The organism is Pedobacter roseus, from assembly GCF_014395225.1.
Classification (GTDB): domain Bacteria; phylum Bacteroidota; class Bacteroidia; order Sphingobacteriales; family Sphingobacteriaceae; genus Pedobacter; species Pedobacter roseus.
This window is the reverse complement of record NZ_CP060723.1, coordinates 4,160,926-4,184,507: the sequence shown is the minus strand read 5'-3', so window position 1 is coordinate 4,184,507 and position 23,582 is coordinate 4,160,926. Positions and strand designations below refer to the sequence as shown.

The 23,582-nt window shown below is 39.5% G+C and carries 19 protein-coding genes and 1 tRNA gene; 11 read left to right on the top strand and 9 right to left on the bottom strand.

Going from position 1 to position 23,582, the window contains the following annotated elements:
• Positions 1 to 47: 47 nt before the first annotated feature.
• From ilvD to ilvE, 3 genes are all read right to left on the bottom strand, one after another.
• On the bottom strand, positions 48 to 1,730 hold the full coding sequence (ilvD, locus tag H9L23_RS17085) for a dihydroxy-acid dehydratase (RefSeq protein ID WP_187591520.1): 1,683 nt from the start codon (positions 1,728 to 1,730) through the stop codon (positions 48 to 50).
• 244 nt (positions 1,731 to 1,974) lie between these two features.
• The gene (locus tag H9L23_RS17080) at positions 1,975 to 2,553 is read right to left on the bottom strand and encodes an O-methyltransferase (protein WP_187591519.1); all 579 of its coding nucleotides are present in this window, start codon (positions 2,551 to 2,553) and stop codon (positions 1,975 to 1,977) included.
• A 48-nt stretch (positions 2,554 to 2,601) separates the two neighbouring features.
• Entirely contained in the window at positions 2,602 to 3,492 is an 891-nt protein-coding gene (ilvE, locus tag H9L23_RS17075; RefSeq protein ID WP_187591518.1) for a branched-chain-amino-acid transaminase, read from the bottom strand.
• A gap of 698 nt (positions 3,493 to 4,190) precedes the next feature.
• Between ilvE and H9L23_RS17070 the strand changes: the two genes are divergently transcribed.
• Entirely contained in the window at positions 4,191 to 5,141 is a 951-nt protein-coding gene (locus tag H9L23_RS17070; RefSeq protein ID WP_187591517.1) for an alpha/beta hydrolase, read from the top strand.
• Positions 5,142 to 5,152: 11 nt separating this feature from the next.
• Here H9L23_RS17070 and H9L23_RS17065 read toward each other — a convergent pair whose 3' ends face one another.
• The 4 genes from H9L23_RS17065 to atpD all read right to left on the bottom strand — a co-directional run bounded on the left by H9L23_RS17065 (position 5,153) and on the right by atpD (position 7,679).
• Positions 5,153 to 5,449, bottom strand: a complete 297-nt coding sequence (locus tag H9L23_RS17065; protein ID WP_187591516.1) for a HigA family addiction module antitoxin — start codon at positions 5,447 to 5,449, stop codon at positions 5,153 to 5,155.
• Between the two features lie 5 nt (positions 5,450 to 5,454).
• Positions 5,455 to 5,736, bottom strand: coding sequence for a type II toxin-antitoxin system RelE/ParE family toxin (locus tag H9L23_RS17060; protein WP_187591515.1), 282 nt, complete (start codon positions 5,734 to 5,736; stop codon positions 5,455 to 5,457).
• Positions 5,737 to 5,849: 113 nt separating this feature from the next.
• Positions 5,850 to 6,095: an ATP synthase F1 subunit epsilon gene (atpC, locus tag H9L23_RS17055; protein WP_025145830.1), complete on the bottom strand. Its 246-nt coding sequence runs from the start codon at positions 6,093 to 6,095 to the stop codon at positions 5,850 to 5,852.
• Between the two features lie 81 nt (positions 6,096 to 6,176).
• Positions 6,177 to 7,679, bottom strand: a complete 1,503-nt coding sequence (atpD, locus tag H9L23_RS17050) for a F0F1 ATP synthase subunit beta (protein WP_025145829.1) — start codon at positions 7,677 to 7,679, stop codon at positions 6,177 to 6,179.
• 161 nt (positions 7,680 to 7,840) lie between these two features.
• On the opposite strand from atpD, the gene H9L23_RS17045 reads away from it, so the two are divergent.
• The 9 genes from H9L23_RS17045 (at position 7,841) to obgE (ending at position 21,695) form a co-directional block, all read left to right on the top strand.
• Positions 7,841 to 8,743, top strand: a complete 903-nt coding sequence (locus H9L23_RS17045) for an SDR family oxidoreductase (protein ID WP_187591514.1) — start codon at positions 7,841 to 7,843, stop codon at positions 8,741 to 8,743.
• A gap of 71 nt (positions 8,744 to 8,814) precedes the next feature.
• The gene (locus H9L23_RS17040) at positions 8,815 to 9,279 is read left to right on the top strand and encodes a redoxin domain-containing protein (RefSeq protein ID WP_187591513.1); all 465 of its coding nucleotides are present in this window, start codon (positions 8,815 to 8,817) and stop codon (positions 9,277 to 9,279) included.
• Positions 9,280 to 9,378: 99 nt separating this feature from the next.
• Positions 9,379 to 9,452 (top strand) — tRNA-Arg (locus H9L23_RS17035).
• Between the two features lie 389 nt (positions 9,453 to 9,841).
• Positions 9,842 to 11,359, top strand: coding sequence for an alpha-N-acetylglucosaminidase TIM-barrel domain-containing protein (locus H9L23_RS17030; RefSeq protein ID WP_187591512.1), 1,518 nt, complete (start codon positions 9,842 to 9,844; stop codon positions 11,357 to 11,359).
• Positions 11,311 to 11,538 (top strand): alpha-N-acetylglucosaminidase C-terminal domain-containing protein, encoded by a 228-nt coding sequence (locus H9L23_RS27105; protein ID WP_187591511.1) that lies wholly within the window; start codon positions 11,311 to 11,313, stop codon positions 11,536 to 11,538. The genes H9L23_RS17030 and H9L23_RS27105 overlap by 49 nt, the downstream gene beginning before the upstream one ends.
• Positions 11,539 to 12,202: 664 nt before the next feature.
• Entirely contained in the window at positions 12,203 to 18,562 is a 6,360-nt protein-coding gene (locus H9L23_RS17020) for an Ig-like domain-containing protein (RefSeq protein WP_187591510.1), read from the top strand.
• Positions 18,563 to 18,616: 54 nt separating this feature from the next.
• Positions 18,617 to 19,594, top strand: coding sequence for a PorP/SprF family type IX secretion system membrane protein (locus tag H9L23_RS17015; protein WP_187591509.1), 978 nt, complete (start codon positions 18,617 to 18,619; stop codon positions 19,592 to 19,594).
• A gap of 371 nt (positions 19,595 to 19,965) precedes the next feature.
• Positions 19,966 to 20,541, top strand: a complete 576-nt coding sequence (locus H9L23_RS17010; protein ID WP_025145826.1) for an adenylate kinase — start codon at positions 19,966 to 19,968, stop codon at positions 20,539 to 20,541.
• A 158-nt stretch (positions 20,542 to 20,699) separates the two neighbouring features.
• Entirely contained in the window at positions 20,700 to 21,695 is a 996-nt protein-coding gene (obgE, locus tag H9L23_RS17005) for a GTPase ObgE (protein ID WP_187591508.1), read from the top strand.
• 86 nt (positions 21,696 to 21,781) lie between these two features.
• Here the strand turns inward: obgE and H9L23_RS17000 are convergent, their stop codons facing one another.
• A complete protein-coding gene (locus tag H9L23_RS17000) occupies positions 21,782 to 22,456 on the bottom strand; it encodes a YdcF family protein (RefSeq protein ID WP_187591507.1) in 675 nt (224 codons plus the stop codon).
• 225 nt (positions 22,457 to 22,681) lie between these two features.
• Positions 22,682 to 23,047: a YtxH domain-containing protein gene (locus tag H9L23_RS16995; RefSeq protein ID WP_187591506.1), complete on the bottom strand. Its 366-nt coding sequence runs from the start codon at positions 23,045 to 23,047 to the stop codon at positions 22,682 to 22,684.
• A 103-nt stretch (positions 23,048 to 23,150) separates the two neighbouring features.
• On the opposite strand from H9L23_RS16995, the gene H9L23_RS16990 reads away from it, so the two are divergent.
• Positions 23,151 to 23,531 carry an OsmC family protein gene (locus H9L23_RS16990; RefSeq protein WP_223190994.1) on the top strand — a complete coding sequence of 127 codons (381 nt, stop codon included), beginning with the start codon at positions 23,151 to 23,153 and terminating at the stop codon, positions 23,529 to 23,531.
• Positions 23,532 to 23,582: the final 51 nt, after the last annotated feature.

Here is a 23,582-nt window from a genome sequence, read left to right as displayed (position 1 = left end):
ATTTATTTTTTTAGTAATCAATTAATCTAGGGGATGATTTTTTGATTTTAGTATTCGTCAGTTACACAGCCACTTGCCGCGTCTGAAACTGTTTTGGCATATTTATATAAAACGCCTTTTGTTACTTTTAATGCTGGCTGAACATAGTTTTTTCTACGCTCTGCAATCACTTCATCTCTCACTTGTAAACTGATGATGTTGTTTACCGCATCGATTAAGATCCTATCTTCATCTTCAACCAAGCCAATTAAACCACCTTTGTATGATTCTGGTGTGATGTGACCAACTACAAAACCATGTGTGCCACCTGAAAAACGTCCATCAGTAATCAAAGCAACTGATTTACCTAAACCGGCACCAATAATTGCTGAGGTTGGTTTTAACATTTCGGGCATACCTGGTGCACCTACCGGACCTGAGTTTTTAATTACAATGACATCGCCAGGTTGAACGCGGCCGCTAGAAATACCCGCGATCAAATCGTGCTCACCATCAAATACACGTGCAGGACCTTCGAATTTTTCACCTTCTTTTCCACTAATTTTGGCTACCGAACCCTTTTCAGCAAGATTTCCATAAAGAATCTGCAAATGGCCTGTTGCTTTGATCGGTTCGCTTAATTTTTGAATGATTTTTTGATCGTAATCCATAACCGATTTTACATCAGCTAAATTCTCAGCCATGGTTTTTCCGGTTGCGGTTAAACAATCGCCGTGTAATAAACCTTCATTCAATAGATATTTCAATACTGCCGGGATACCACCGTATTGGTGCAAATCCTGCATTAAATATTTGCCGCTTGGTTTAAAATCAGCTAAAACTGGTGTTTCATCACTCATGCGTTGGAAATCATCCTGAGTGACCTCAACACCAATAGCTTTCCCAATTGCAATAAAGTGTAATACTGCGTTTGTACTACCACCTAAAATGATGATCGAACGAATGGCATTCTCGAATGCTTTTTTCGTCATAATATCAGATGGTTTAATATCTTTCTCCAGTAAAATCCTAATGTATTTACCGGTATCTAAACACTCTTGTTTTTTCTCTTTGCTAACCGCTGGGTTAGAAGAAGAATATGGCAAACTCATACCTAAAGCCTCAATTGCAGCTGCCATTGTGTTTGCAGTGTACATTCCACCACAGGCACCAGCACCAGGACAGGTATGTTTTATAATTCCCTGGAAATCTTCCTCAGAAAGATTTCCGCAGATTTTTTGTCCCAGAGCCTCGAAAGCCGAAACAATATTTAACTCTTCCCCCTTGTAATGGCCTGGGGCAATTGTACCGCCATAAACCATAATCGAAGGGCGATCTAAACGGGCCATGGCCATAATAGCACCAGGCATATTTTTATCGCAGCCAGGAATGGCAATTACACCATCGTAATATTGACCACCACAAATGGTTTCGATACTATCTGCAATTACATCACGGCTTACAAGAGAGTAACGCATGCCATCGGTACCGTTACTCATTCCATCACTCACACCAATGGTATTAAAAACCAAGCCGACTAAATCATTTTTCCAGACCCCAGCTTTGACGTCTTTTGCAAGGTCGTTTAAGTGCATGTTGCAGGTGTTGCCATCGTAGCCCATACTTGCAATACCGACCTGTGCTTTGGCCATATCAGCATCGGTTAAACCGATTCCATAAAGCATTGCTTGTGCAGCAGGTTGTGTTGGATCTTGTGTAAATGTTTTACTGTACTTGTTTAATTCGCTCATTGTTTAAAATGTATATTCTGGTTCTGTTAGTTGTAAATATTTTGAGGCAAAAAAAAACCGCCTCGTTTCGGAGGCGGTTTCGATTTTGTATATTTTTTTATTATACGCAACGATTTCCACCTCTCTTTTGAGAAATGACAATAATTAGGTTGCTAATAATGTTTGTGTTTAAATTCATGTAAAGCACTGAATCACAAACATACTAACTTATTATAAATGCAAAGAACTATTTTAATGTATTTCTCTATTTTTTTACTCCGATTACAATTCCCGTGGCCCAAACCTGTTTGGTAAGGTGCAAATCATCACGTGATTCTAAATCTTTAATCAACTTAATTGCTTTTTCCTGATGTCCTTCAGGCCAATTTTGCTGAGGTAACATATCATCAATTATATAAAGGCCACCTTTTTTGAGCATGGCAATTGCTTCTTCCAAAAGCAAATATTTTCCGTGCCAGGTATCGGCAAATATGTAATCGAATTTTTTGTCTTTATTCTTTTCAATCCACTCTGCGCCGTCAGTTTCAACCAGTGTTAGGCGTTCATCTCCGCTAAGAAAATCTTTCGCAATCGCTAAAAATTTAGCATCATTATCGATCGAAGTCAATGTACTGTCTTGATCCAGGCCATCTAATATCCACGAAGTAGACAAACCTGTTCCGGTTCCAAGCTCCAAAAATTTGCCTGAAGGTTTGGTTGCAGCAAGTGTTTTAAGCAAAGAGCAGGTTAATACATCAGAAGCCATATCAAACCCCAAAGCTTTAGTAGCCGAATTTATCTGCTGGTAGGCTTTTGGATAATTTTGATTGATTTCTTCAGTCATTGGTTTTGTTTTAATTGTTTGCTCTTTTATTCGTTTCTCGACTTCGGACTAGATAATCACCTCGTAATTTACTTTTTCAAGCACCAGGTTTTTATAGGCACGTTGTATCGTATAGCCGATCGATTCTCTCCATAAAGGGCGAAAAACAATTTCGTCAATTGAGGCAATGCCGGCAATTTCAGTTGCTGTTCCGCATAAGAAAGCACTATCAGCCTTTTTTAAATCCTCTACAGTTAATTTTTTCTCAATACACTCTATGTCTAATACATTACATAGTTCTTTTACGGTTGCACGCGTAATGCCTGGTAAAATATTTCCTGCTGAAGGCGTATAAAGTTTTCCATCTTTTTCAATAAAGATATTAGCTCCCGATGCCTCGGCAACAAAACCGTGCATATCCAAAAGCAAAGCTTCATCGTATCCTTTAATATTTGCTGCTGTAGTTGCCAAAATAGAATTAACATAGTTTCCGCTCAATTTCGCTTCCATTGGAGTCGATTTTGGGTTTGGTCTTTCGTAATCAGAAATGGTTAATTTTAACAATTTGTTGCCCGAATAAGCATCCCATTCCCAGGCACAGATTAATATGGAAACGCCGCTAGGTTCGTTCAATTTCATGTTGGGGTGGCAAAATACCAGGGGACGGATATAAGCATCTTTCAGTTTGTTCAACTGAAGTAGTTTATAGGTTGCCGCAATTAATTCTTGCTTATCCCATGGAAAAGGAATGTTTGCCAGCTGGCATGAACGCTCCAGGCGGTCGAAATGGGCTGCAGCTTTGAAAATGCGGTTACCATTATGCGTTTTATAGGCTCTAATACCCTCGAAAGCAGCATAACCGTAGTGTAGCGACTGTCCATAAAGATCAGTACTGCTATTCACAGCCTTTTCAAACTGTCCGTCAAGATAAATAATCGTATTAGAATTATAGTATTTCATCTGTTTATTTTATTATTTTTTCATCAGTCAGATGGAGCTTACCCATGATTAAATAAGCATTCCGTTTGTTGCTTTGGTTTTTTAATCATGAATGGTTTCATAATACTGTGTTTTGTTATTTAAAAAAAGCGTCCCGTTTGTATCGGGACGCTTTAGGTATAATTAGTTTTTTAAAATCTATTTAAAAGCTGCCCATTTTCTTATCCCATAAAATATTTAAGAGTAGGAGGTTAAGTAAAATGACAGGAAACAACATTACATTGCCCGCAACTTTTGCAGCAGGATGTGTAATAAATATGTTGTTCTGAATCGTCATTATTATCTTATTGTTTATAAAAACCAATTTAGTTTTTGGTTCATTAATATGCAAGAGAAATCAGAAAAAAGTTAAATCGGAACATTATTCTTTTGTTTGTTTGTTAAACAGAATATTATTCTTAATAAGAGTTTGATTAGTTATTTAATGCCGACAGCTGTAGACTAAATATCAAAACGGTATATGGTATGTTTGTTATGCTTGCATTATAAATTTTCTGTTTTTCTGCCTAAAATGGGTGAAAGTGCGTTGAAAATTGAAAATTTGGTTGGTAAAATTGAAGAAATTATTATTGATTTTAAGTAAGAAATTAATACATACCTAGATCAGTTTTGTTGCTTATTGGAAATAGTTATGTAATTTGATTCTATAAAACCGACCTATGATAAAAAATTATTTATTTGTGATGCTGTTGATCTTATTCTGTGCTGGTTGTTCTTCACCAGATTCAACGCTTAAGCTTAATGCTGGCAACCATACAGTTTTGACTTCAGATAGTATAAAATTATCGGTTAAAGTAGCTGGTAAGGGGCCTGTTTGTATCTATCTGCATGGCGGGCCTGGTCAGGATTTCCTTTCCTTTGAAAAGATGGGTGGTGCAAATCTGGAGAAATGCCTAACTATGGTTTACCTCGATCAAAGAGGATCAGGGCATTCGCAAAATGCGGGTAATTATAGTTTAGATCGGGTTGTGCAGGATATTGAAGAGTTGCGGTTAAAATTGGGTGTAGAAAAAGTGTATTTACTCAGCCATTCATTTGGTGGGGTTCTGGCGATTAATTATGCGTTAAAATATCCTGAACACTTAACTGGTATCATCATGGCCAATACAATTGCCTATTTTATGAATACAAATCAGATGCAGGAACAAATTGAGTATGGGTACGGGCTATTAAAAAGGGATACCACCATAAATGAAACGAATTTTAAAAAATTAATGAGTAGCGCGGCTTTAGTCCGAAAAAAGTTAAGTGCAGCTCATCTTGGGTATAAATACATTGCCAATAATGTAAATACGATTATCAAAATGGACAGCATCGAAAATTCTTATAAACGTACATCAGATTTCGGAATGATGCTTTTTATGCCGTTGGTAGATAGTACAAAAGTGCAGCAATACCCTGAATATTTTAAGGATTACGCCTTGTTAACCGATAAAATTAAAATTCCGGCTTTAATTATAACAGGGAAGGAGGATCATGCTGTAGGACCGGATTATTATAAAAATTATAAGTTTAACAATCAGAAAGTGGTACAGTTAGAAGGTTCGCACATGCTCTATTATGAAAACAATAAAGCATTTATCGCTGCGGTTTGCGGGTTTGTTAAGTAGTTAAAATAGAATTACGAGGCAATTGCAAATAACTTAATATTTTCAAACTCTTTTGATTTTGCATTTAGTTCATTTTCAATATCGTAATCGTCTTGTAAACCGAGCCAAAATTTAGCAGAATTGCCAAAAAATATACTAAAGCGCAATGCTGTATCTGCAGTAATTCTTCTTTTTCCCTTAATTATCTCCGAAATGCGGGTTTGAGGGATATTTGTTTCCTTTGCCAAACGATAGGCCGTAATATTTAAAGGGACTAAAAACTCTTCATTTAGAATTTCCCCGGGGTGTATATTTGGTAGCTTTTCCATTTTTTTTAATGATAATCTATAATTTCAACTTCACTTGCATTTCCATTTTCCCACTTAAAAATTATTCTCCATTGGTCGTTAATACGGATACTGTAATAATCTTTAAGATTGCCTTTCTTCTTTTCCAATTTATTGGATGGAGGTATTGTTAAGTCCTGAATGTTTTGTGAACTGCTAATCATCCTCAATTTTCTTCGCCCAATAGTCTGGATTTCTAACGGCATTTTAGAAACCCTGATACCATTCCATATTTTTTCTGTGTCTTTAGATCCGAATGATAGTATCATAGTATTGAGTTGCGTTACTAACGTCAAAGATAAGTATTTTTCTTGAAATTTTATTAAAAAAAAAGCCTCCCGATTTAAAATCAGAAGGCTTTCTAAATGAGTTAATTATTTGCTTAAGCGATACCTTCAGCTAAAACCACAATTTTGTTGTGGATGGCCTCAACCACACCGCCTTTAATAAAAAAGCGCTGTTCATCAGCTTTATTTGCTTTTATAATAACTTCTCCATCTTCTAAAGTAGAGATGATAGCGGCATGGTCTTTTAAAATCTGGAAAGAGCCTAAAGTACCAGGAACCGTAACTGCTGTTACTTCACCTTCGAAAACTTTTTTATCTGGAGTTAATATTTCTAAATTCATTCTTTTTAGATTTGAGATTTGAGACATGAGATTTGAGACCAAGTCTCTCTCATATCTCATATCTAGTGTCTCACGTCTCTCTTAGTTCGCTTCTGCTAATAATTTTTTACCTTTTTCGATCGCATCTTCAATGCTACCAACTAGGTTAAATGCAGCTTCAGGGTACTCATCAACTTCACCATCCATGATCATGTTAAATCCTTTGATGGTATCTTTAATGTCAACCAATACACCTTTTAAGCCTGTAAACTGCTCAGCTACGTGGAAAGGTTGAGATAAGAAACGTTGAACACGACGAGCTCTTGATACTACTAATTTATCTTCTTCAGATAATTCGTCCATACCTAAGATCGCGATGATATCCTGTAATTCTTTATAACGTTGTAAAGTTTCTTTAACACGTTGTGCAGTGTTATAGTGTTCATCACCTAAAACAGCAGGAGAAAGGATACGTGAAGTAGAATCCAATGGATCTACCGCAGGATAAATACCTAACTCGGCAATTTTACGTGAAAGTACTGTAGTAGCATCTAAGTGGGCGAAAGTTGTTGCCGGAGCCGGGTCAGTTAAATCATCCGCAGGTACATATACCGCTTGTACTGATGTAATTGATCCACGTTTTGTTGAAGTAATACGCTCTTGCATTAAACCCATCTCAGTTGCCAATGTTGGTTGGTAACCTACTGCTGATGGCATACGACCTAATAGAGCCGATACCTCAGAACCTGCCTGAGTAAAACGGAAGATGTTATCAACGAAGAAAAGGATATCTTTTCCAGCGCCTTCGCCATCACCATCACGGAAATATTCTGCAACTGTTAATCCTGATAATGCCACACGTGCACGTGCACCAGGAGGCTCGTTCATTTGTCCGAAAACCAATGTTGCTTTAGATTCTTTTAATTTTTCGGTATCAACCGCTTTCAAATCCCATCCACCTTTTTCCATTGAGTGTAAGAATTCGTCGCCATAGTTGATTACACCTGATTCGATAAACTCACGAAGTAAATCGTTACCCTCACGAGTACGCTCACCAACACCTGCGAATACTGATAAACCAGCATAAGCTTTAGCGATGTTGTTTACTAACTCCATAATCAATACTGTTTTACCTACACCAGCACCACCAAACAAACCAATTTTACCACCTTTAGCATAAGGCTCTAATAAATCGATTACTTTAATACCTGTAAAAAGTACTTCAGTTTCGGTAGATAAATCTTCAAACTTAGGAGGAGTAGCATGAATAGGACGACCATCAGTTTTATCAACTGCATTAATACCGTCAATCGCTTCACCAACTACATTAAATAAACGACCTTTAATCTGGTCGCCAACTGGCATTTTAATCGCAGCGCCAGTATCAACTACTTTCATACCACGAACTAAACCGTCTGTAGAGTCCATTGAAATTGCACGTACACGGTCTTCACCTAAGTGCTGTTGAACTTCTAAAACAATTTTTTGTCCATTTTCTTTCGTTATCTCTAACGCATCAAAAATTTTAGGTAGATGGGCATCATCAGCAAAGCTAACGTCAACCACTGGGCCGATAATTTGTGCTATTTTTCCTAAGTTAGGCATATCTGTTGTGAGTAAATTTATTACAGTCAATGAATTAAAGCTGTTTATAGGGGCTCCAATTCGGTTGGCAAAGTTAAGTTATTCTTACTGAATTTTAAATATATATTATAAAATTTTTTAACATGGTTTTTATAGATAATTTAGAGGCTTAATAAGGGCTTATGAAAACCATTTTAACAACAGGCAGTAATGGCCTTTTAGGGCAGAAATTAACAGAAAAAGTTTTGGCTGAAGGAAGGGTGAAATTGGTTGCTACTTCTAAAGGACTAAACCGTTATCCTGTTAAAGAAGGTTACGAATATGCCGAAATGGATATTTTAGATCCAGAGCAGGTTAAATATGTTATTGAAAAGTACGAGCCAAATGCCGTTATCCACACGGCTGCAATGACAAATGTTGATACCTGTGAGGCGAACAAGGCGTTATGCCATCAGCTTAATGTTGATGCTGTCCAGACTTTGATATCTATATGTGAAGAAAAAAACATCCAGCTGATTCATTTAAGTACCGATTTTGTTTTTGATGGTGCCGATGGGCCTTATCAGGAAAATGATCCTGTTAACCCGGTTAGTTATTATGGCGAATCGAAAGTGCTGGCAGAAGAACTGATTAAAGATTCAAAAGCTAACTGGGCTGTTTTAAGAACAATATTGGTTTATGGCATCACAAGCGATATGAGCCGGAGTAATATTGTGCTGTGGGCTAAGGGGGCATTAGAAAAGGCCTCGCCTATAAATGTGGTTAACGACCAATGGCGCATGCCTACTTTAGCCGAAGATCTGGCCGAGGCCTGCATACTGGCTGTTGAAAAAAATGTAAATGGAATCTACCATATTTCAGGCAAAGATTACATGAGCATTGCAGATTTAGTGCGAAAAGTTGCCGATTATTGGGGACTTGATAAGAGTTGCCTGAATGAGATTAGCTCTGCAAGTTTAAACCAAACAGCCAAGCGGCCTGTAAAAACGGGTTTTGTGTTGGATAAGGCGATTAAAGATTTAGGCTACAATCCGCATTCTTTCGAAGAAGGCTTGAAGATTCTAGATCAACAGATGAAAGGATAGTCTTAAGTCGTGAGCCTTAAAACAATCAAACAATTAAACCATATAACAATATACATTAACTAAAAAATAAAATGGCATTACAAATTGGCGATAACGCCCCTGATTTTAAATTGTACAGTTCCGATTTAACGGAAGTTTCTCTTTCTGCTTTTAAGGGCAAAAAAGTAATTGTGCATTTTTTTCCAATGGCTTTTACCGGAACATGTACAGAACAGTTGTGTACCATGAGAGATAATTTCAGCTATTATGAAGGTATCGATGCGCAGGTAATCGGTATTTCAGTTGATTCTCCATTCTCTTTAGCTAAGTTTAAAGAGGAGCAAAATTATCAGTTTCCGCTACTGTCTGATTTTAACAAAGAAGTATCAGCAGCTTTCGGTGCATTTTATGATGAATTTTTCTTCGGATTAAAAGGAGTTTCGAAAAGAGCGGCATTTGTGATCGATGAAGAAGGAAAAATTGCTTATGCTGAAGTTTTGGAAAATGCGAAGGATTTGCCTGATTTCAAAGCAATTAATGAGGCATTAAGCGCATAAAGCTTAAGCTGTAAAGCTTATTTTGAGATTTTTTTTAAAATTTAATTGGAAATTAAAATATCAAATTATACCTTTGCAGTCCGTTAACGATACGGAAACGCATTTGTAGCTCAATTGGATAGAGCATCTCACTACGGATGAGAAGGTTTGGGGTTCGAATCCCTACAAGTGCACTTGAAGGGAGGATTTAACAATCTTCCCTTTTTTGTCTTCAGTTTAATCTGTAAGTATCTCATTATAAGTTGATTAATTATTTATGGGTTGTGCTTTTGAGAACATTTAATTGTTTGTTGAGTATTTCGTAAGCTTCCGTTTGTTTGGTGTTTAGCCTTCCTTTAACAATTTCCAGGTTGTCTCATTGCTTTTGTGTTTGAGATGTAGTTTTTTGTAGGTATCCTGCTCAATTTCACTTTTTATCCATTTTTCTTCTGGAGGTTCAATTTTAAACGGTTTTAGGTTTCTGGAAATCAGGACTCGATTCAATGATCATTTTGCCTAGAGAAACCGAAACGATATGATGGACTTTAAAAAATATAATTATTATTGACTAATCGTCATTGGAGTGTTTTTGGGAAGAATTGGCGGATCAAAGGTATTGCTGATGGCACCCATAGCCACCGAAGCAATAGCAGCCAGGGTTTGGAAAAAATTAGGGCTCACACAAGCAGAAATAGATAGCTTTTATGTTGCACCAGCACTGCTGCCATGGCAAAGAATGGGGAATATCCAGGATGTGGGTGGTACCTTACCACAGCAGTGGCATGAAGACCAAATTGTGCTGCAACATCAAGTACTGAAGAGGATGAAAGAACTAGGTATGCAGCCAATAGTACAGTCTTTTGCCGGTTTTGTGCCTGGGGCAATTAAGCGAATTTACCCCAACCTCAAACTACACAACACCTTATGGAATGCTGGTTTTGCCCCATCAAAAAGGCCTGTGATGCTCATGCCGGAAGATCCGTTATTTAAGAAAATTACGATGATGTATATGGAAGAATGGCAAAAAGAGTTTGGTTCTGCAAAATATTACCTGGTTGATAGTTTTAATGAACTTGAACTCCCAAAATCTGATCAACCCATAACACAACTTCTGGCTGATTATGGCAAGTTTACTTTTGACGCCATCCAGGAAGCTAATAAAGATGCTGTATGGGTAATCCAGGGTTGGATGTTCGGCTATCAACGTAAACAATGGCCGCCACAAAACGTAAAAGCATTGTTCAGCAAGGTTCCTGATAACAAAATATTGATATTGGATTATGCAAATGATTATGCAAATACATGGGAGCCGCTAAATGCATTTGACGGCAAACAATGGGTTTATGGCTTTCTTCCCAATGCAGGTGGGAAAACTGCTTATACAGGGCCTATGGAGCTGTACGCTACCGGAGCATCCAAAACGATGGCATCTTCAAAAAAAAATAACCTGGTCGGTTTTTCTATTTCTGGAGAAGGACTGGAGAACAATAATGTGGTTTATGAGCTCTTGACAGATGTTGCATGGTCAAAAGACCCTATCGAACTTAATTTCTGGTTTAAAGATTTTTCAGTGAACCGCTACGGTGCATATCCAGATTCGTTAAAAAAATCCTGGGAATTGCTAAAAAAGAGCGCCTATAGTTATTTGATAGATCATCCAAGCTTCAACTGGCAGCAGGCTAACTTTGGCACAAGTAACATCGATAAGAGCAGTGATTTTTTGAAATCTGTTGATCTTTTCCTTAGCTGTCGCAGGCAGTTAGGAAAATCCAAAAATTATCAGGCCGATGCAATTGAGCGTTCAGGCCTTGTACTTGGATTAAAAGCGGCGAACTGTTTTCAGGAAGCAGGTCAGGCCTTTCAAAAAGGTGATGCAATAACCGGGGAAAAATACGGGGCAAAAGGACTAGAAATATTAACAGCATTAGACCGACTGATGGAGTCCCACCCGTTAAACAGGTTGGAAAGGTGGGTAGGATTTGCTTCAGCACTAACAAAAGATAAGGATTTAAAACGGTACTATGAGCAAAGTGCCCGCAGAATAGTGACAGTATGGGGCCTCCTGTTAATGATTATTCCTGCAGGCTCTGGAGTGGCCTGATACGCGATTTTTATCATGAACGTATGCGGTTGCTGTTGGAGGAAAAGAAGACAGGCAAACCGTTTGATAAAAATGCCTGGGAGGAACAATGGGTTATAAATCCGCAGATAAGCAAAATAAAGCCTTTTACAGATCCTGTTGAGACTGCTGTTAAGCTAATCAATAAATACAGTAAGTAAAGTTTAACTGAACTTTTAGAAACCAGGTTTTACCTGACAGAAAAAAAATCCAATTCAATAAAAAATGAGGCAGGCGTTTTGCTGAAAGCATTAGGATAATTAATTAGCACTCTATTAATCTGCCAAAAAAATACGCCATTAAACTCACTTTTGTTGCGCTGAGCTCTGATTTTCTAACTTATAAGCATAATATTTATGTGTTAAGTAAATCTATTGTCTAATATGGAATATTGCAGTAGCACTGATCCGGATATACGATCTGGTTCAGCGCCTACAATTTTGGTTTCACCTAATCAATATATCTTCTTTAATCATTCATTTTGTGATCGTATTTTTTTATGCCGTCTCCGTTTTTTGATTAGAGACAAAAAAGTGTATGATTTTCAATTGCTCACTTTCCTGATTTATCCGATACACCCTCCTTGCATTGATCTGGCTTTTACATTTACTCATGGAGTGAAAAGTGTCGTTTAACTATTTTCTATTTTAAAAAAAACAGGAATTCTCTAACCTTGGGCCAACAAACAAACTTAAAACTTACCTGGAATATGATCTTCCATAGACTATTCAGGGTCAGGTGCATTTAAATTAACATGAGTTTAAATAGGGTAAATCTTGAAAAATTCTATTAAGCCATACTTGAAGACAATACACAACTATTGATATGAAAAAAATTTACTTAATGCTCCTGCTTGCATTTATATGCGCCAATGTGTTTGCACAAAATCCTGTTTTACCGGTCGGGGTAACCACTGTGCGCCCGGTTGCTGCCGACGTAATGAGGTGCATTGATGGGGATACAAAAACATTGTATGAGAGTGAAGAATATGCAAACGCAATGCCCGATACCCTGTCTTTTTATTTTTCCGGCGCATCAAGTATCAATGAGATCACTTATACACCCAGAAATGATGGCTTATCATACGGACGTTGGCAAAAAATATCCGTTTATCACAATACACAGGCTGATCCTGCAGTTTATGTTGCAGATGGCAGTTTTACAATGGCGAATAATACTGCCGTAAAGACGCTCAATCTGGCTGCTGCTATGGTAAAGCCTTTCATTGTGAGAGTAGTGGTAACCAGCGCGGTTTTGAACGAGTCTACCTGTGCAGAGATCAATTTTTACTCTGCAGAGGTTCAGGCTAACCAACCAGTTGCTGATTGCCAAAACCCCACGGCAGAAGACTTTTCCCCGCTGAGTGATGTGCAGGTTGCTGTGGCCAGTGCTGTTGCCAATACATTCCACGATAATAGCATGAATCTGGCTAAATCGATAGATGGAAATTTAACTACTTTTTATCAATCTAAATATAGCACTCCTGCTTTTGTAGTGAGCGATTCAAACCCAGCGGTACTCACTTATAATTTTACAGGGAACAACAATATCGATCTGATTAAATATATACCCCGAACAGGAACTACCAACGGTAATTTTGGACGCGGAGAAATCTGGTATGCAACCACCACCAATGCTACCCTTACCAAATTGATGAATTTTGATGCCGGCCTTTCATCTTCCCCAAGTAGTTTCGGCTTTCCGCAACGCCTGGTAAATGTTACCCAAATTGTGTTACGCGTATTTTCTGGAGTGGGCAACTATGCAAGCTGCGCCGAAATGCAGTTTTTTAAATCAAACAGCATTGGTGTTTTAACGGATATATTTGCTGATGATCTGTACTCAAGCCTGAAACCCGGGGTATCACAGGCACAGATCAGCGCCATTACTTCGCCGTTTTTTAAAGCCCTGGCACAGTGCCTGTATAACAGAACCTATCAGAACAAATTTAGGGTGCAAAACTATAAAGCTTACATCGCACCGAGTACTGTAGCCAGCGCGTTAAGGGTTTATGGATTCAGTAATTTCGAAAATCCAACAGGTATCTCATTTAAGGCAAATACCAAGGCGGTCATTTTTGTAGGTTCAAATGCTGCACCTCCGGTGCTTAAAGTCTGCGACTTTGCTACAGATTACAAGGATCCTACGCCCAGTCCTGATTCCTATCCGCTTAAGGCCGGTTTAAATGTGATTGACATTTTGCATGATGGCCTTGGCTATATCAGTTACTACAGTAATGTGCCACAAGCTGATGTTAAAATCCATATTGCCACAGGTGAAGTGAATGGCTATTTTGATCCAACTACTGATACAGATGCAGAATGGGTTGACTATCTAAACAATAATATATACAAGTACCTTGATATAAAAGGAAAATACATTGGGCTAAATTTTAATAAGAGGGCTTTATTTGTTAACAACCCGCAGGAAGGCAAATCGCTAATCAATGCCTATGATAAAATTGTAGAACAAGAATATACCTTGCAGGGTTTTTTTAAATATAATATCGCACCAAAAAACCACATTTTTGCCAGGACCGTACCAACAGGTGTTTTACTGGGAGGGTCTCCCGGTGCCCTATTTGGAATTTATAATGGAATAGGCGAATCTTACACCCATCCGAATAAATTGTCAGCCTGGGGTACCGCCCACGAAATTGGACATGTGCTTCAAACACCCAGGGGTATGGAATGGATCGGTATGGGAGAAACAACCAATAATATCCATTCGCTTTATAACCAGTATGTTATAGGGAAGGAATTTCCAGGTGCTACCAGATATGAAGGCGAAGAAACAGATTATAAAGACAATAAAAATCTTGTTGCTGGAAGATATAGCAAGTATTTCGCCAACTTTTTAACCAATAATAATTATTACGAGGCAGGCGAATTGTTACCTCCTTTTTGGCAATTGGAACTATATTACATGTTCGCAGGTGCCTCAAAAAAATTACCGACACTTAAAGATCGGTTAAATGGCATCTCTGCCCCAACTACCGGACCAGATGTAGCCTACGGCCTGGCAGATATTTACCAGAGGGTAAGACAAACCAGCGAAGCTGGTGTAACCGATGGTCAGCACATGTTAAATTTTGTGAAATATGCATGTGATGCTTTCCAGGAAGATTTAACTGATTTTTTCAAGGAAATTGGCTTCATCCGACCAATAGACCGCGACGTTAAGGACTACGGAACTCGCCGGCTTACCATTACCCAATCACAAATTGATGCAACCATAACTGAAGTAAAGGCCAAAAATTACCCTAAACCAGTATCGCCTGTACTACGTTACATTTCGGCCAGAAGTGTGAATGCTTTTAAGGATAGGTTAACAGTTGTAGGTACAAACATGGTTGGGGTAACGCTGGCCGGAACAAAATTGAACATAGATAATTCGAAATGGCTAAATGTTGTAGCTTTTGAAACCTATAGCGGAACTAATCTAATAGAGATGGCCATCCCTGGAACCGGAGATGGCACCAACGCCACTACCAAAGTGCTGTACCCCGCCGGCGCTACTGCCGTGTTTGCCGTTTCTTATGATGGCAGCAAAAAGCAGGTTTACCCCACTGAAGTGGTACTTTCGCCAGTTCTTGCTGTCGCTAAAACTGGTCCGGCCACATTGACTGCGGGAAATACAGCTAGCTACACTATTCGCGTAACGAATACTGGTCTGGGTAATGCACTTGCTGCAACCATTGCCGATAATGTTCCCAACAGCTTTAATAATGTAAGCTGGACTTCAGCTGTTGAGGGTACAGCTACTATAGTGAGTGGCGGTACCGGAACGGGCAATGCCTTGAGTATACAAGCCAATATACCATCAGGAACAGGAAATGCAGTGGTGGTTACGGTAACCGGAATTTTAAAGGCCGATGCTACAGGTAATGTTAGCAATACTGCTACCGCGGTGCCGGTAGAACCAGGTGGAACTGCTGGTACATCAACGGTTACCTCCAATATATCATCAACAGTAGGATTAAATATCATTAAAACAGCTCCCGCTAATGCAAATGCAGGAGAAACAATCAATTATCTTGTTGAAGTGGGCAATACGGGGCCGAGTGATGCTTTAGGCATAAAAATTACTGACGTGGTGCCAGCCCAGCTAACAAATGTGAGTTGGAGTTCTTCGGTAAACGGTACAGCTATTATTACTACAGGAAGTACAGGAACTACTAATAATATTATGCTCCTTGCCAATATTCCTGCCGGAGCTACAAATAAGATCAGGGTTACAATAATCGGAACAATTTCTCCAACCTTTACCGGTACATTGACAAACACTGCCTTTGCAACACCTGCAGGTTCAGGTTCAGCCACGGTTACCGGTACTGCAAGCACGAACGTAAACGGAACAGTAACTCCCGGAAACCACGCTCCTGTAGTTAGCGTAGAAAACAAAACAGGCACTGAGGATAGCCCTGCCAGTGGAAAGATAACAGCAAGTGATCCTGATGGTGATCCATTGACCTTTTCCAAGGCCTCAGATCCAGCCCATGGAGCGGCTATTGTAAACCTGGATGGCACTTATACCTATACGCCAAATCCTGACTATAACGGACCCGACAGCTTTACGGTAATGGTATGTGATGGTAAAGGCGGCACAGTCACCGCTACAATAAATATTATGATAAGCGCCGTAAACGACGTGCCAGTGGTGAACCCGGAAAATAAAACTGGTCAGGAGGATAGCCCTGCCAGTGGAAAGATAACGGCAAGTGATCCTGATGGTGATCCATTGACCTTTTCTAAGGTCTCAGATCCGGCCCATGGAACGGTTATTGTAAACCTGGATGGCAACTATACTTATACGCCAAATCCTGACTATAACGGACCCGATAGCTTTACGGTAATGGTAAGTGATGGTAAAGGCGGCACAGTCACCGCTACCGTAAACATTTCGGTAAGCGCCGTGAACGATGCGCCTGTGGTGAACCCGGAAAATAAAACTGGTCAGGAGGATAGCCCTGCCAGTGGAAAGATAACTGCAAGTGATCCTGATGGTGATCCATTGACCTTTTCTAAGGTCACTGAACCGGCTCATGGAACAGTTATTATAAACCTGGACGGTACTTATATTTATATACCCTATCCCGACTATAATGGAGCCGACAGCTTTACAGTAATGGTAAGTGATGGTAAAGGCGGCACGATCACCACTACGGTGAACATCATGGTAAGCGCTGTGAACGATGTGCCTATGGTAACCCCGGAAAATAAAACCAGTCAGGAGGATAGCCCAGCCAGTGGAAAGATAACAGCAAGTGATGCTGATGGTGATCCGTTAACCTTTTCTAAGGTCACTGAACCTGCTCATGGAACAGCTATTGTAAACCTGGACGGTACTTATATTTATATACCCTATCCCGACTATAATGGAGCCGACAGCTTTACAGTAATGGTAAGTGATGGTAAAGGCGGCACGATCACCACTACGGTGAGTATTATGGTAAGCGCTGTGAACGATGCGCCTGTGGTAACCCCTGAAAATAAAACCAGCCCGGAAGATAGCCCTGCCAGTGGAAAGATAACAGCAAGTGATCCTGATGGTGATCCATTGACCTTTTCCAAGGCCACAGATCCGGCCCACGGAACGGCTATTGTAAACCCGGACGGCAACTTTACCTATACACCAAATCCCGACTATAACGGACCCGACAGCTTTACGGTCACGGTGAGTGATGGCAAGGGTGGCACCGTCACCGGTATGGTAAACATTATTGTGATTGCTGTAAATGATGCACCTGTTGTGAATCCAGAGAACAACACCAGTCCGGAGGATAGTCCTGCACGTGGTAAGATAACAGCAAGTGATGCAGATGGCGATCCGTTAATCTTTACGAAGAGCACAGACCCTGCGCATGGTAAAGTGGTTGTAAACTCAGATGGAACATATACTTATACGCCAAACCTAAATTATAATGGCTCAGACAGTTTTACGGTAACAGTAAATGATGGCAAAGGCGGAATTACCACCATTACAGTAAATATAACGATAAGTGCTGTTAATGATGCTCCGGTGGCAACTGCACCAGCAATTACCACTTCGCAAAATACGCCTGCTAACGGAAATATCACAGCCAGCGATCCAGATGGCGACGTGTTAACTTACACCTTAACCACGGCACCAGCACATGGTACAGTAAAATTGAACACTGATGGTAATTATATTTACACGCCAACTATTGGTTATACTGGCAGCGATATTTTTACAGTAACAGTAAATGATGGTAAAAATGGTATAGCCACGGTAACGATTCCGGTAACGGTAACATTGATCCCTGCACCCGCTATTACATTAGTTAAAACTTCGGTTCTAAATGGAAACAAGGTGAGCTATACTTTCACCATTAAAAATACGGGCAATGTTATCCTTGATGCCATTACTTTAACCGATGCTAAAATTGGTCTAAGCAACAAAGTAATCACGGTAGCTGGAGGACTTGCCCCCGGCACAACTACATCTGATGTTGAAGTGTACACCTTAACTCAGGCAGATAAGGATTTAGGTACGGTAACCAATACCGCAACCGTAAATGCCAAAACGCTTAGTGGTACAACGGTAACAGACGTTTCAGGAACAGCAGAAACAAACAATACGGCAACGGTTACCACTTTCACTAAATCGCCAATTGCTATTGGTGATAGAGGAGAAACGGTGGCTAATGCGCCAGTTGTGATTAGTGTGCTTGCCAATGATGATCCAGGTAATTCCACATTCGATAAACTATCCGTTGAAATGGTAAGTCAGCCTAAACATGGTTCGGTACAAGCAAATGCAGACGGTACCGTAACCTACAAGCCAGATCCCGGCTATGTTGGAGAGGATACCTTTACCTATCGCGTAAAAGATATCCAAGGTTATTATACCAATGCGGCATCTGTTTCCCTGACCATAGATTTCATGAAGATCAAGGTCCCCAATCTGTTCACACCGAACGGTGATGGTATTAACGATACTTTCGAGATCATAGGCCTGAACCAATATCAGGCCAATGAATTGCAGATAGTAAACAGATCCGGTAACGAAGTATTCCATGCCTTTGGATATCAAAATAACTGGACTGGTGAGGGATTGAGCGAGAACACCTACTATTATCTCCTGCGTGTCAAAAAAGCTGATAGTGAGTATGTTGAGGTTTTCAAGGGCTACATCACACTGGTTAGAACATTCAAAAAATAAATGAAGTTATATCGTGCGGCCGGTTATTGTTGGCACGCCTTAAATATCAAAAAGATGAAAAAGTTAATATTGTTGATCATAACAACAATGATATCACTGCTGTTTCCCAAAGGGGTTGTGGCACAACAGGATGCACAGCTTAGTCAGTATGTTTTCAACGGGATTTATGTCAATCCCGCTTATGCTGGGTACCGCGAGCAACTTAATGTTAACGCTTTTTACCATAACCAGTGGACCGGAATAAAAGGTGCTCCGCAAACACTTTCCCTGGTGGTAGATGCCATCGCCAATAATGGTAATGTAGGTCTTGCACTTCAGGTATCGAGCGACAGGATTGGTGCTCAACGCAATACGGCTGCTTATGCGAACTATGCCTACCGGATCAGAATTAAAGGTGATGGCAGCTCCCGCCTCGCATTAGGGGTGGGTATAGGCGTGGTACAGCTTGGGATAGATGGTGCATTACTAAACCCTAACATTCCTGAGCCGGATCAGCCCAGCGGTATGCAGCATACTATTGTACCCGATGCAAGGGCGGGTGTATATTATTCGGACAACCGCTTCTTTGCTGGTTTTTCTGTTGACAACCTGATTGCCCAATACCTGGATGTTGACCGCTTTGCCTTTGTGCCACAGCCCAAGCCACATTATTACCTGAGTGCGGGGTTGATGCTGCCACTTTCTGACAATATCCAGGTAAAACCTTCTTTCCTGTTGAAGGACGATAGGGGAGGTCCAACCAGTCTGGATTTAAGTACCTTCCTGGTATTAGGTGAAAGACTCTGGGTCGGTGGATCATATCGTACAGGGGTAAAACTCTACAATAAGTCGTACCTGCTGAAAGACTTAACATCCAGAAACTCTGCTGCAGCAGCAGTACAGGTTTTTGCCGACCAGAATTTCAGGATCGGATACGCCTATGGCTTTTCGGTAGGTTCGCTAAAAACCAATAGCGGTGGCACACATGAAATCTCTGTAGGCTATTTCTTTGATAAAAAAGAGATTCGCATGCTCAGCCCACGAAACTTCTAATTGATTTTAATTACAATGCAAATCCTATCAGTACTAAATGCATGCTAAATATTCAGATGGGAAGCTCTTTTTTCACCACTTCAAACAGATTTTAAAAGTATTGTTTGGTAGATTGGCTTACAATTTCAAGAATATTCTGATAAATATAAAAATGGCACAAGATTCTTTGTAGAATAAGATAAATGTCATCAAAATAGCCCTTTTTTAAATAAATTCTCAATTATAAATGGCATCTAAATTAATAATTATATATTTGCAGCCTTGAAAGTAAGCAATGTCTAATCCTATTAATCAGTGATTTGATTATTACTTTTAACAGAGCCATAGGAATAAGGCTTTTTTTAATTTTGAAGACAACCTAAACAACTTGAATGCTTAATTTAGTTCTCTTTGGCCCTCCAGGGGCGGGTAAAGGCACCCAATCTGAAAAACTGATTGCAAAATATCAGTTGGTACACGTTTCAACAGGCGATCTTTTTAGAGCTCACGTTAAAGGAGAAACCGAATTAGGAAAAAAAGTTAGTCAATTGTTAGCTGATGGAGAATTGGTACCTGATGCGATTACAATTGCCATGCTTGAAGAAGAGGTGGATAAAAATCCTGATGCAAAAGGATTTGTGTTTGATGGATTTCCGCGTACCGTTCCACAAGCGATAGAGCTTGATTTATTTTTAGAGCGCAAAGGCAGCAAAGTTGCCGGCGTAATTGCTTTAGATGTAGATCAGGACGAATTAACAAAGCGTATTGCAGAGCGCCATAAAGTTAGTGGCCGACCAGATGATGACGCTGAAAAACTTAAAAAACGTATTTCAGAATACTTTGATAAAACCATCCATGTATTACCTTATTACGAGGAGCAGGGAAAATTAAACAAGGTAAACGGAATCGGTGAAATAGAAACAGTATATAACGATCTTTGCGCAGTAATTGATCAGTATAAAGTTTAAATTAACAATGATTTAGCGAGGGATTAAGACACAGTTTTAGGTCCTCCAGTATTTCAAAAAGATAAAAGGAGTTATAATGTTAAAAACGTTATAACTCTTTAATTTTAAAGGAACTATCATTTCAACGTTCCTACATTAAAACATTTCAATAATAAAATATGTCACAGGGTTCGAATTTCGTAGATTATGTAAAAATTTGTTGCCGTTCTGGTAAAGGCGGGGCAGGTTCGGCACATTTGCATCGTGATATTTTGACATCAATGGGTGGGCCTGATGGTGGTGATGGCGGTCGTGGCGGCCACATTATCGTTAAAGGCAGTATCCATATCTGGACATTATTGCACCTTAAATACCGCAAACACATCATTGCCGAAGATGGTGGCGCTGGCGGCAGTTCGCACAAATTTGGCAAGCAGGGTAAAGATGAAATCTTAGAGGTTCCACTGGGTACCATCGCCAAAGATGCTGAAACAGGAGAGGTACTTTTCGAAATTACCAAAGATGGTGAAACCAAAATCTTAACGGCCGGTGGTCGTGGGGGGTTAGGTAATGCGCATTTTAAAAATTCGGTTCAGCAAACACCACGTTTTGCGCAACCAGGCGAGCAGGGACAAGAGGTTTGGAACATTTTAGAATTGAAAGTTTTAGCCGATGTTGGTCTGGTAGGTTTCCCGAATGCAGGAAAATCGACTTTACTTTCAGTGGTTTCAGCGGCCAAGCCAGAAATTGCGGACTATCCATTTACCACCATTGTTCCTAATTTAGGCATTGTAAGTTACCGCGGAGGTAAATCTTTTGTAATGGCCGATATTCCGGGTATTATCGAAGGTGCATCAAAAGGTAAAGGTTTAGGTTACCGTTTCCTTCGTCACATTGAGCGTAACTCGGTGCTGTTATTTATGGTTCCTGCCGATACAAGCAGAAGCATTAAAGAAGAATACGAAATTCTTAAAAGCGAACTGGAAACCTACAATCCCGAATTGATGCAAAAACCACATGTTTTGGCCATCACCAAATCGGATATGCTGGATGATGAACTGATGGAAGAAATGAAACATGATCTGCCAAAAATCCCATCAATATTTATCTCATCAGTAGCAGAAAAAAACATTCTGGAGCTGAAAGATATGCTTTGGAAAGCGATTGAAGGATAGTTTAAGGTTAATTGTTTAAATTGTATAAACTGGTTAACTGTATTAGCTCCATTTTAAACAATTAACCAATTTAAACGCTTAACCAATTAACCCCTTATACGATCTACAAGCAAACCTATCCATTCCTTAAACAATAGCTCCCATGTACCTAAAGCAGCTGTGTTTGGAATAATAAAATCGCCCAATTCAAATTCAGTACCTCTTGAAAAATTGGTGGGATAATATTCTATTTTATTCTTGGTGTGCCTGTCGAAAATTATTTTGGCTCTTGGAATGTGCCAGGCACTGGTAATGACCAGAACTTTTGCCTGTGGATTCTTTTTTGCAATCAATGCCAAACTATACCGTGCATTTTCGATGGTATTTCTGCTTTGGTTTTCGATCAATATGGCAGAATCCGGTATGCCGATCAACCTTAAATATTTTAGGGCTAAATCAGCTTCTTTTACTTCTTTATCAATCAGGTTTGCACTTCCGCTGCTCAATAAAATCTGTTTAATAATACCTTTTTTATACAAGGCAATGGCCTGAAATAACCGATCGCTAGCGCCGCTAAAGGCAATTTCATCATTGCGTTTGTTTAAACCCGAAAAACCGCCGAGCACAATGCCAACATCGTATTGCTGTATTTTAGGATAGCCGGCCTCGTAACTGTTTATGATTTTGCCAACAATAAAACCATTAGAAAAGAAGAAGAAAAAGATTAAGCTTAAAATTAAATATTGCTTCCTTTTTTTGGAACGCTTGGTTACAAGTGCCAAAATTAAAAGGACAGAAACCCAAATAATTGGTTTAATGAGGAATAATAAGATTTTGGAGAGGATAAAAAACATGTGCAGTTATTATCCAGTAAAGCTAAGAAATTAGCCTTGGAATGCCGTCATTCCGAGCTGTGTGCAATGCAGTTGAGAAGTCTATTATAAAGCTCTCCCCGAAAGTTCGGGATTGCGCTTCAGTCGAGATGACGGCCTTTCTATTAAGATCTTTTATCCCTGGCCTTCCTGCACCTGACCATTTTCATGTGCATTTTCCAGGATCTCTTTCACATCCGATTTACGTTTCTTCGTAACGGTGTGTTTAAAATGAGGAACTTCTTGCTCAACAATATCTTCTTCAATGGCTTCAACACCAAAAACCTTTTCTTTCAAAAGGTTGTATTTATCCTGAAATCCGTAACGCAGATTTCTGGCACCGCCTGCAATTTTTCCACGGGTACCTGCACCGCTATCAGGCGCAAATAAAATACTGATCACTGCACCTGCGGCTAAACCGGCCACCAGGGCAAGCGCTATTTTTGCACTGTTATCTGTTTCGTGCTTTAAATATTTTCCGATTAACTTTCTGTATTTCATAACGTAGCATTTTTAAAAGGAACAAATGCTATCTTATAATGTTTCGTAAAATCTCAACAAAGCATAAAATTTGGTAAGTTTAATTTTTTAAAATATCCGGTAAATGGTAAAAGCAACAATAAATAAAGAGCACTATGCGTGTTCGGTAAGTAATGGTTCTCACGATATTATAGTAGACGAACCGATAGAATTAGGCGGAACACATAAAGGCTTTGCACCAAAAGGTTTGTTAATGGCTTCTTTGGCATCGTGTGTAGCCATTACTTTAAGGATGTACGTGGATAGAAAGGAATGGCCGGTTGATAAAATAGAGGTAGAAGTAAATACCGATACAGAAAATGGAGAAATGGTGTTTTTTGAAGAAATTACCTGTACAGGACAGCTTACTGAGGAGCAAAAAAGCAGGCTGGAAGATATTGCTTCTAAATGTCCGGTGAGTAAAATTTTGACGGTAGGGCACGAAGTAAGATCGAAAGTGCTTTAATTAATGGTGCAAAACTTGCCTATCCAATCCTGAAAAAGCTTTAATATCTTT

Coding starts and splice junctions, on each gene's coding strand:
- ilvD (WP_187591520.1), bottom strand. CDS start 1,730: ATGAGCGAATTAAACAAGTACAGTAAAACATTTACACAAGATCCAACA.
- H9L23_RS17080 (WP_187591519.1), bottom strand. CDS start 2,553: ATGACTGAAGAAATCAATCAAAATTATCCAAAAGCCTACCAGCAGATA.
- ilvE (WP_187591518.1), bottom strand. CDS start 3,492: ATGAAATACTATAATTCTAATACGATTATTTATCTTGACGGACAGTTT.
- H9L23_RS17070 (WP_187591517.1), top strand. CDS start 4,191: ATGATAAAAAATTATTTATTTGTGATGCTGTTGATCTTATTCTGTGCT.
- H9L23_RS17065 (WP_187591516.1), bottom strand. CDS start 5,449: ATGGAAAAGCTACCAAATATACACCCCGGGGAAATTCTAAATGAAGAG.
- H9L23_RS17060 (WP_187591515.1), bottom strand. CDS start 5,736: ATGATACTATCATTCGGATCTAAAGACACAGAAAAAATATGGAATGGT.
- atpC (WP_025145830.1), bottom strand. CDS start 6,095: ATGAATTTAGAAATATTAACTCCAGATAAAAAAGTTTTCGAAGGTGAA.
- atpD (WP_025145829.1), bottom strand. CDS start 7,679: ATGCCTAACTTAGGAAAAATAGCACAAATTATCGGCCCAGTGGTTGAC.
- H9L23_RS17045 (WP_187591514.1), top strand. CDS start 7,841: ATGAAAACCATTTTAACAACAGGCAGTAATGGCCTTTTAGGGCAGAAA.
- H9L23_RS17040 (WP_187591513.1), top strand. CDS start 8,815: ATGGCATTACAAATTGGCGATAACGCCCCTGATTTTAAATTGTACAGT.
- H9L23_RS27105 (WP_187591511.1), top strand. CDS start 11,311: ATGGGGCCTCCTGTTAATGATTATTCCTGCAGGCTCTGGAGTGGCCTG.
- H9L23_RS17020 (WP_187591510.1), top strand. CDS start 12,203: ATGAAAAAAATTTACTTAATGCTCCTGCTTGCATTTATATGCGCCAAT.
- H9L23_RS17015 (WP_187591509.1), top strand. CDS start 18,617: ATGAAAAAGTTAATATTGTTGATCATAACAACAATGATATCACTGCTG.
- H9L23_RS17010 (WP_025145826.1), top strand. CDS start 19,966: ATGCTTAATTTAGTTCTCTTTGGCCCTCCAGGGGCGGGTAAAGGCACC.
- obgE (WP_187591508.1), top strand. CDS start 20,700: ATGTCACAGGGTTCGAATTTCGTAGATTATGTAAAAATTTGTTGCCGT.
- H9L23_RS16995 (WP_187591506.1), bottom strand. CDS start 23,047: ATGAAATACAGAAAGTTAATCGGAAAATATTTAAAGCACGAAACAGAT.
- H9L23_RS16990 (WP_223190994.1), top strand. CDS start 23,151: ATGGTAAAAGCAACAATAAATAAAGAGCACTATGCGTGTTCGGTAAGT.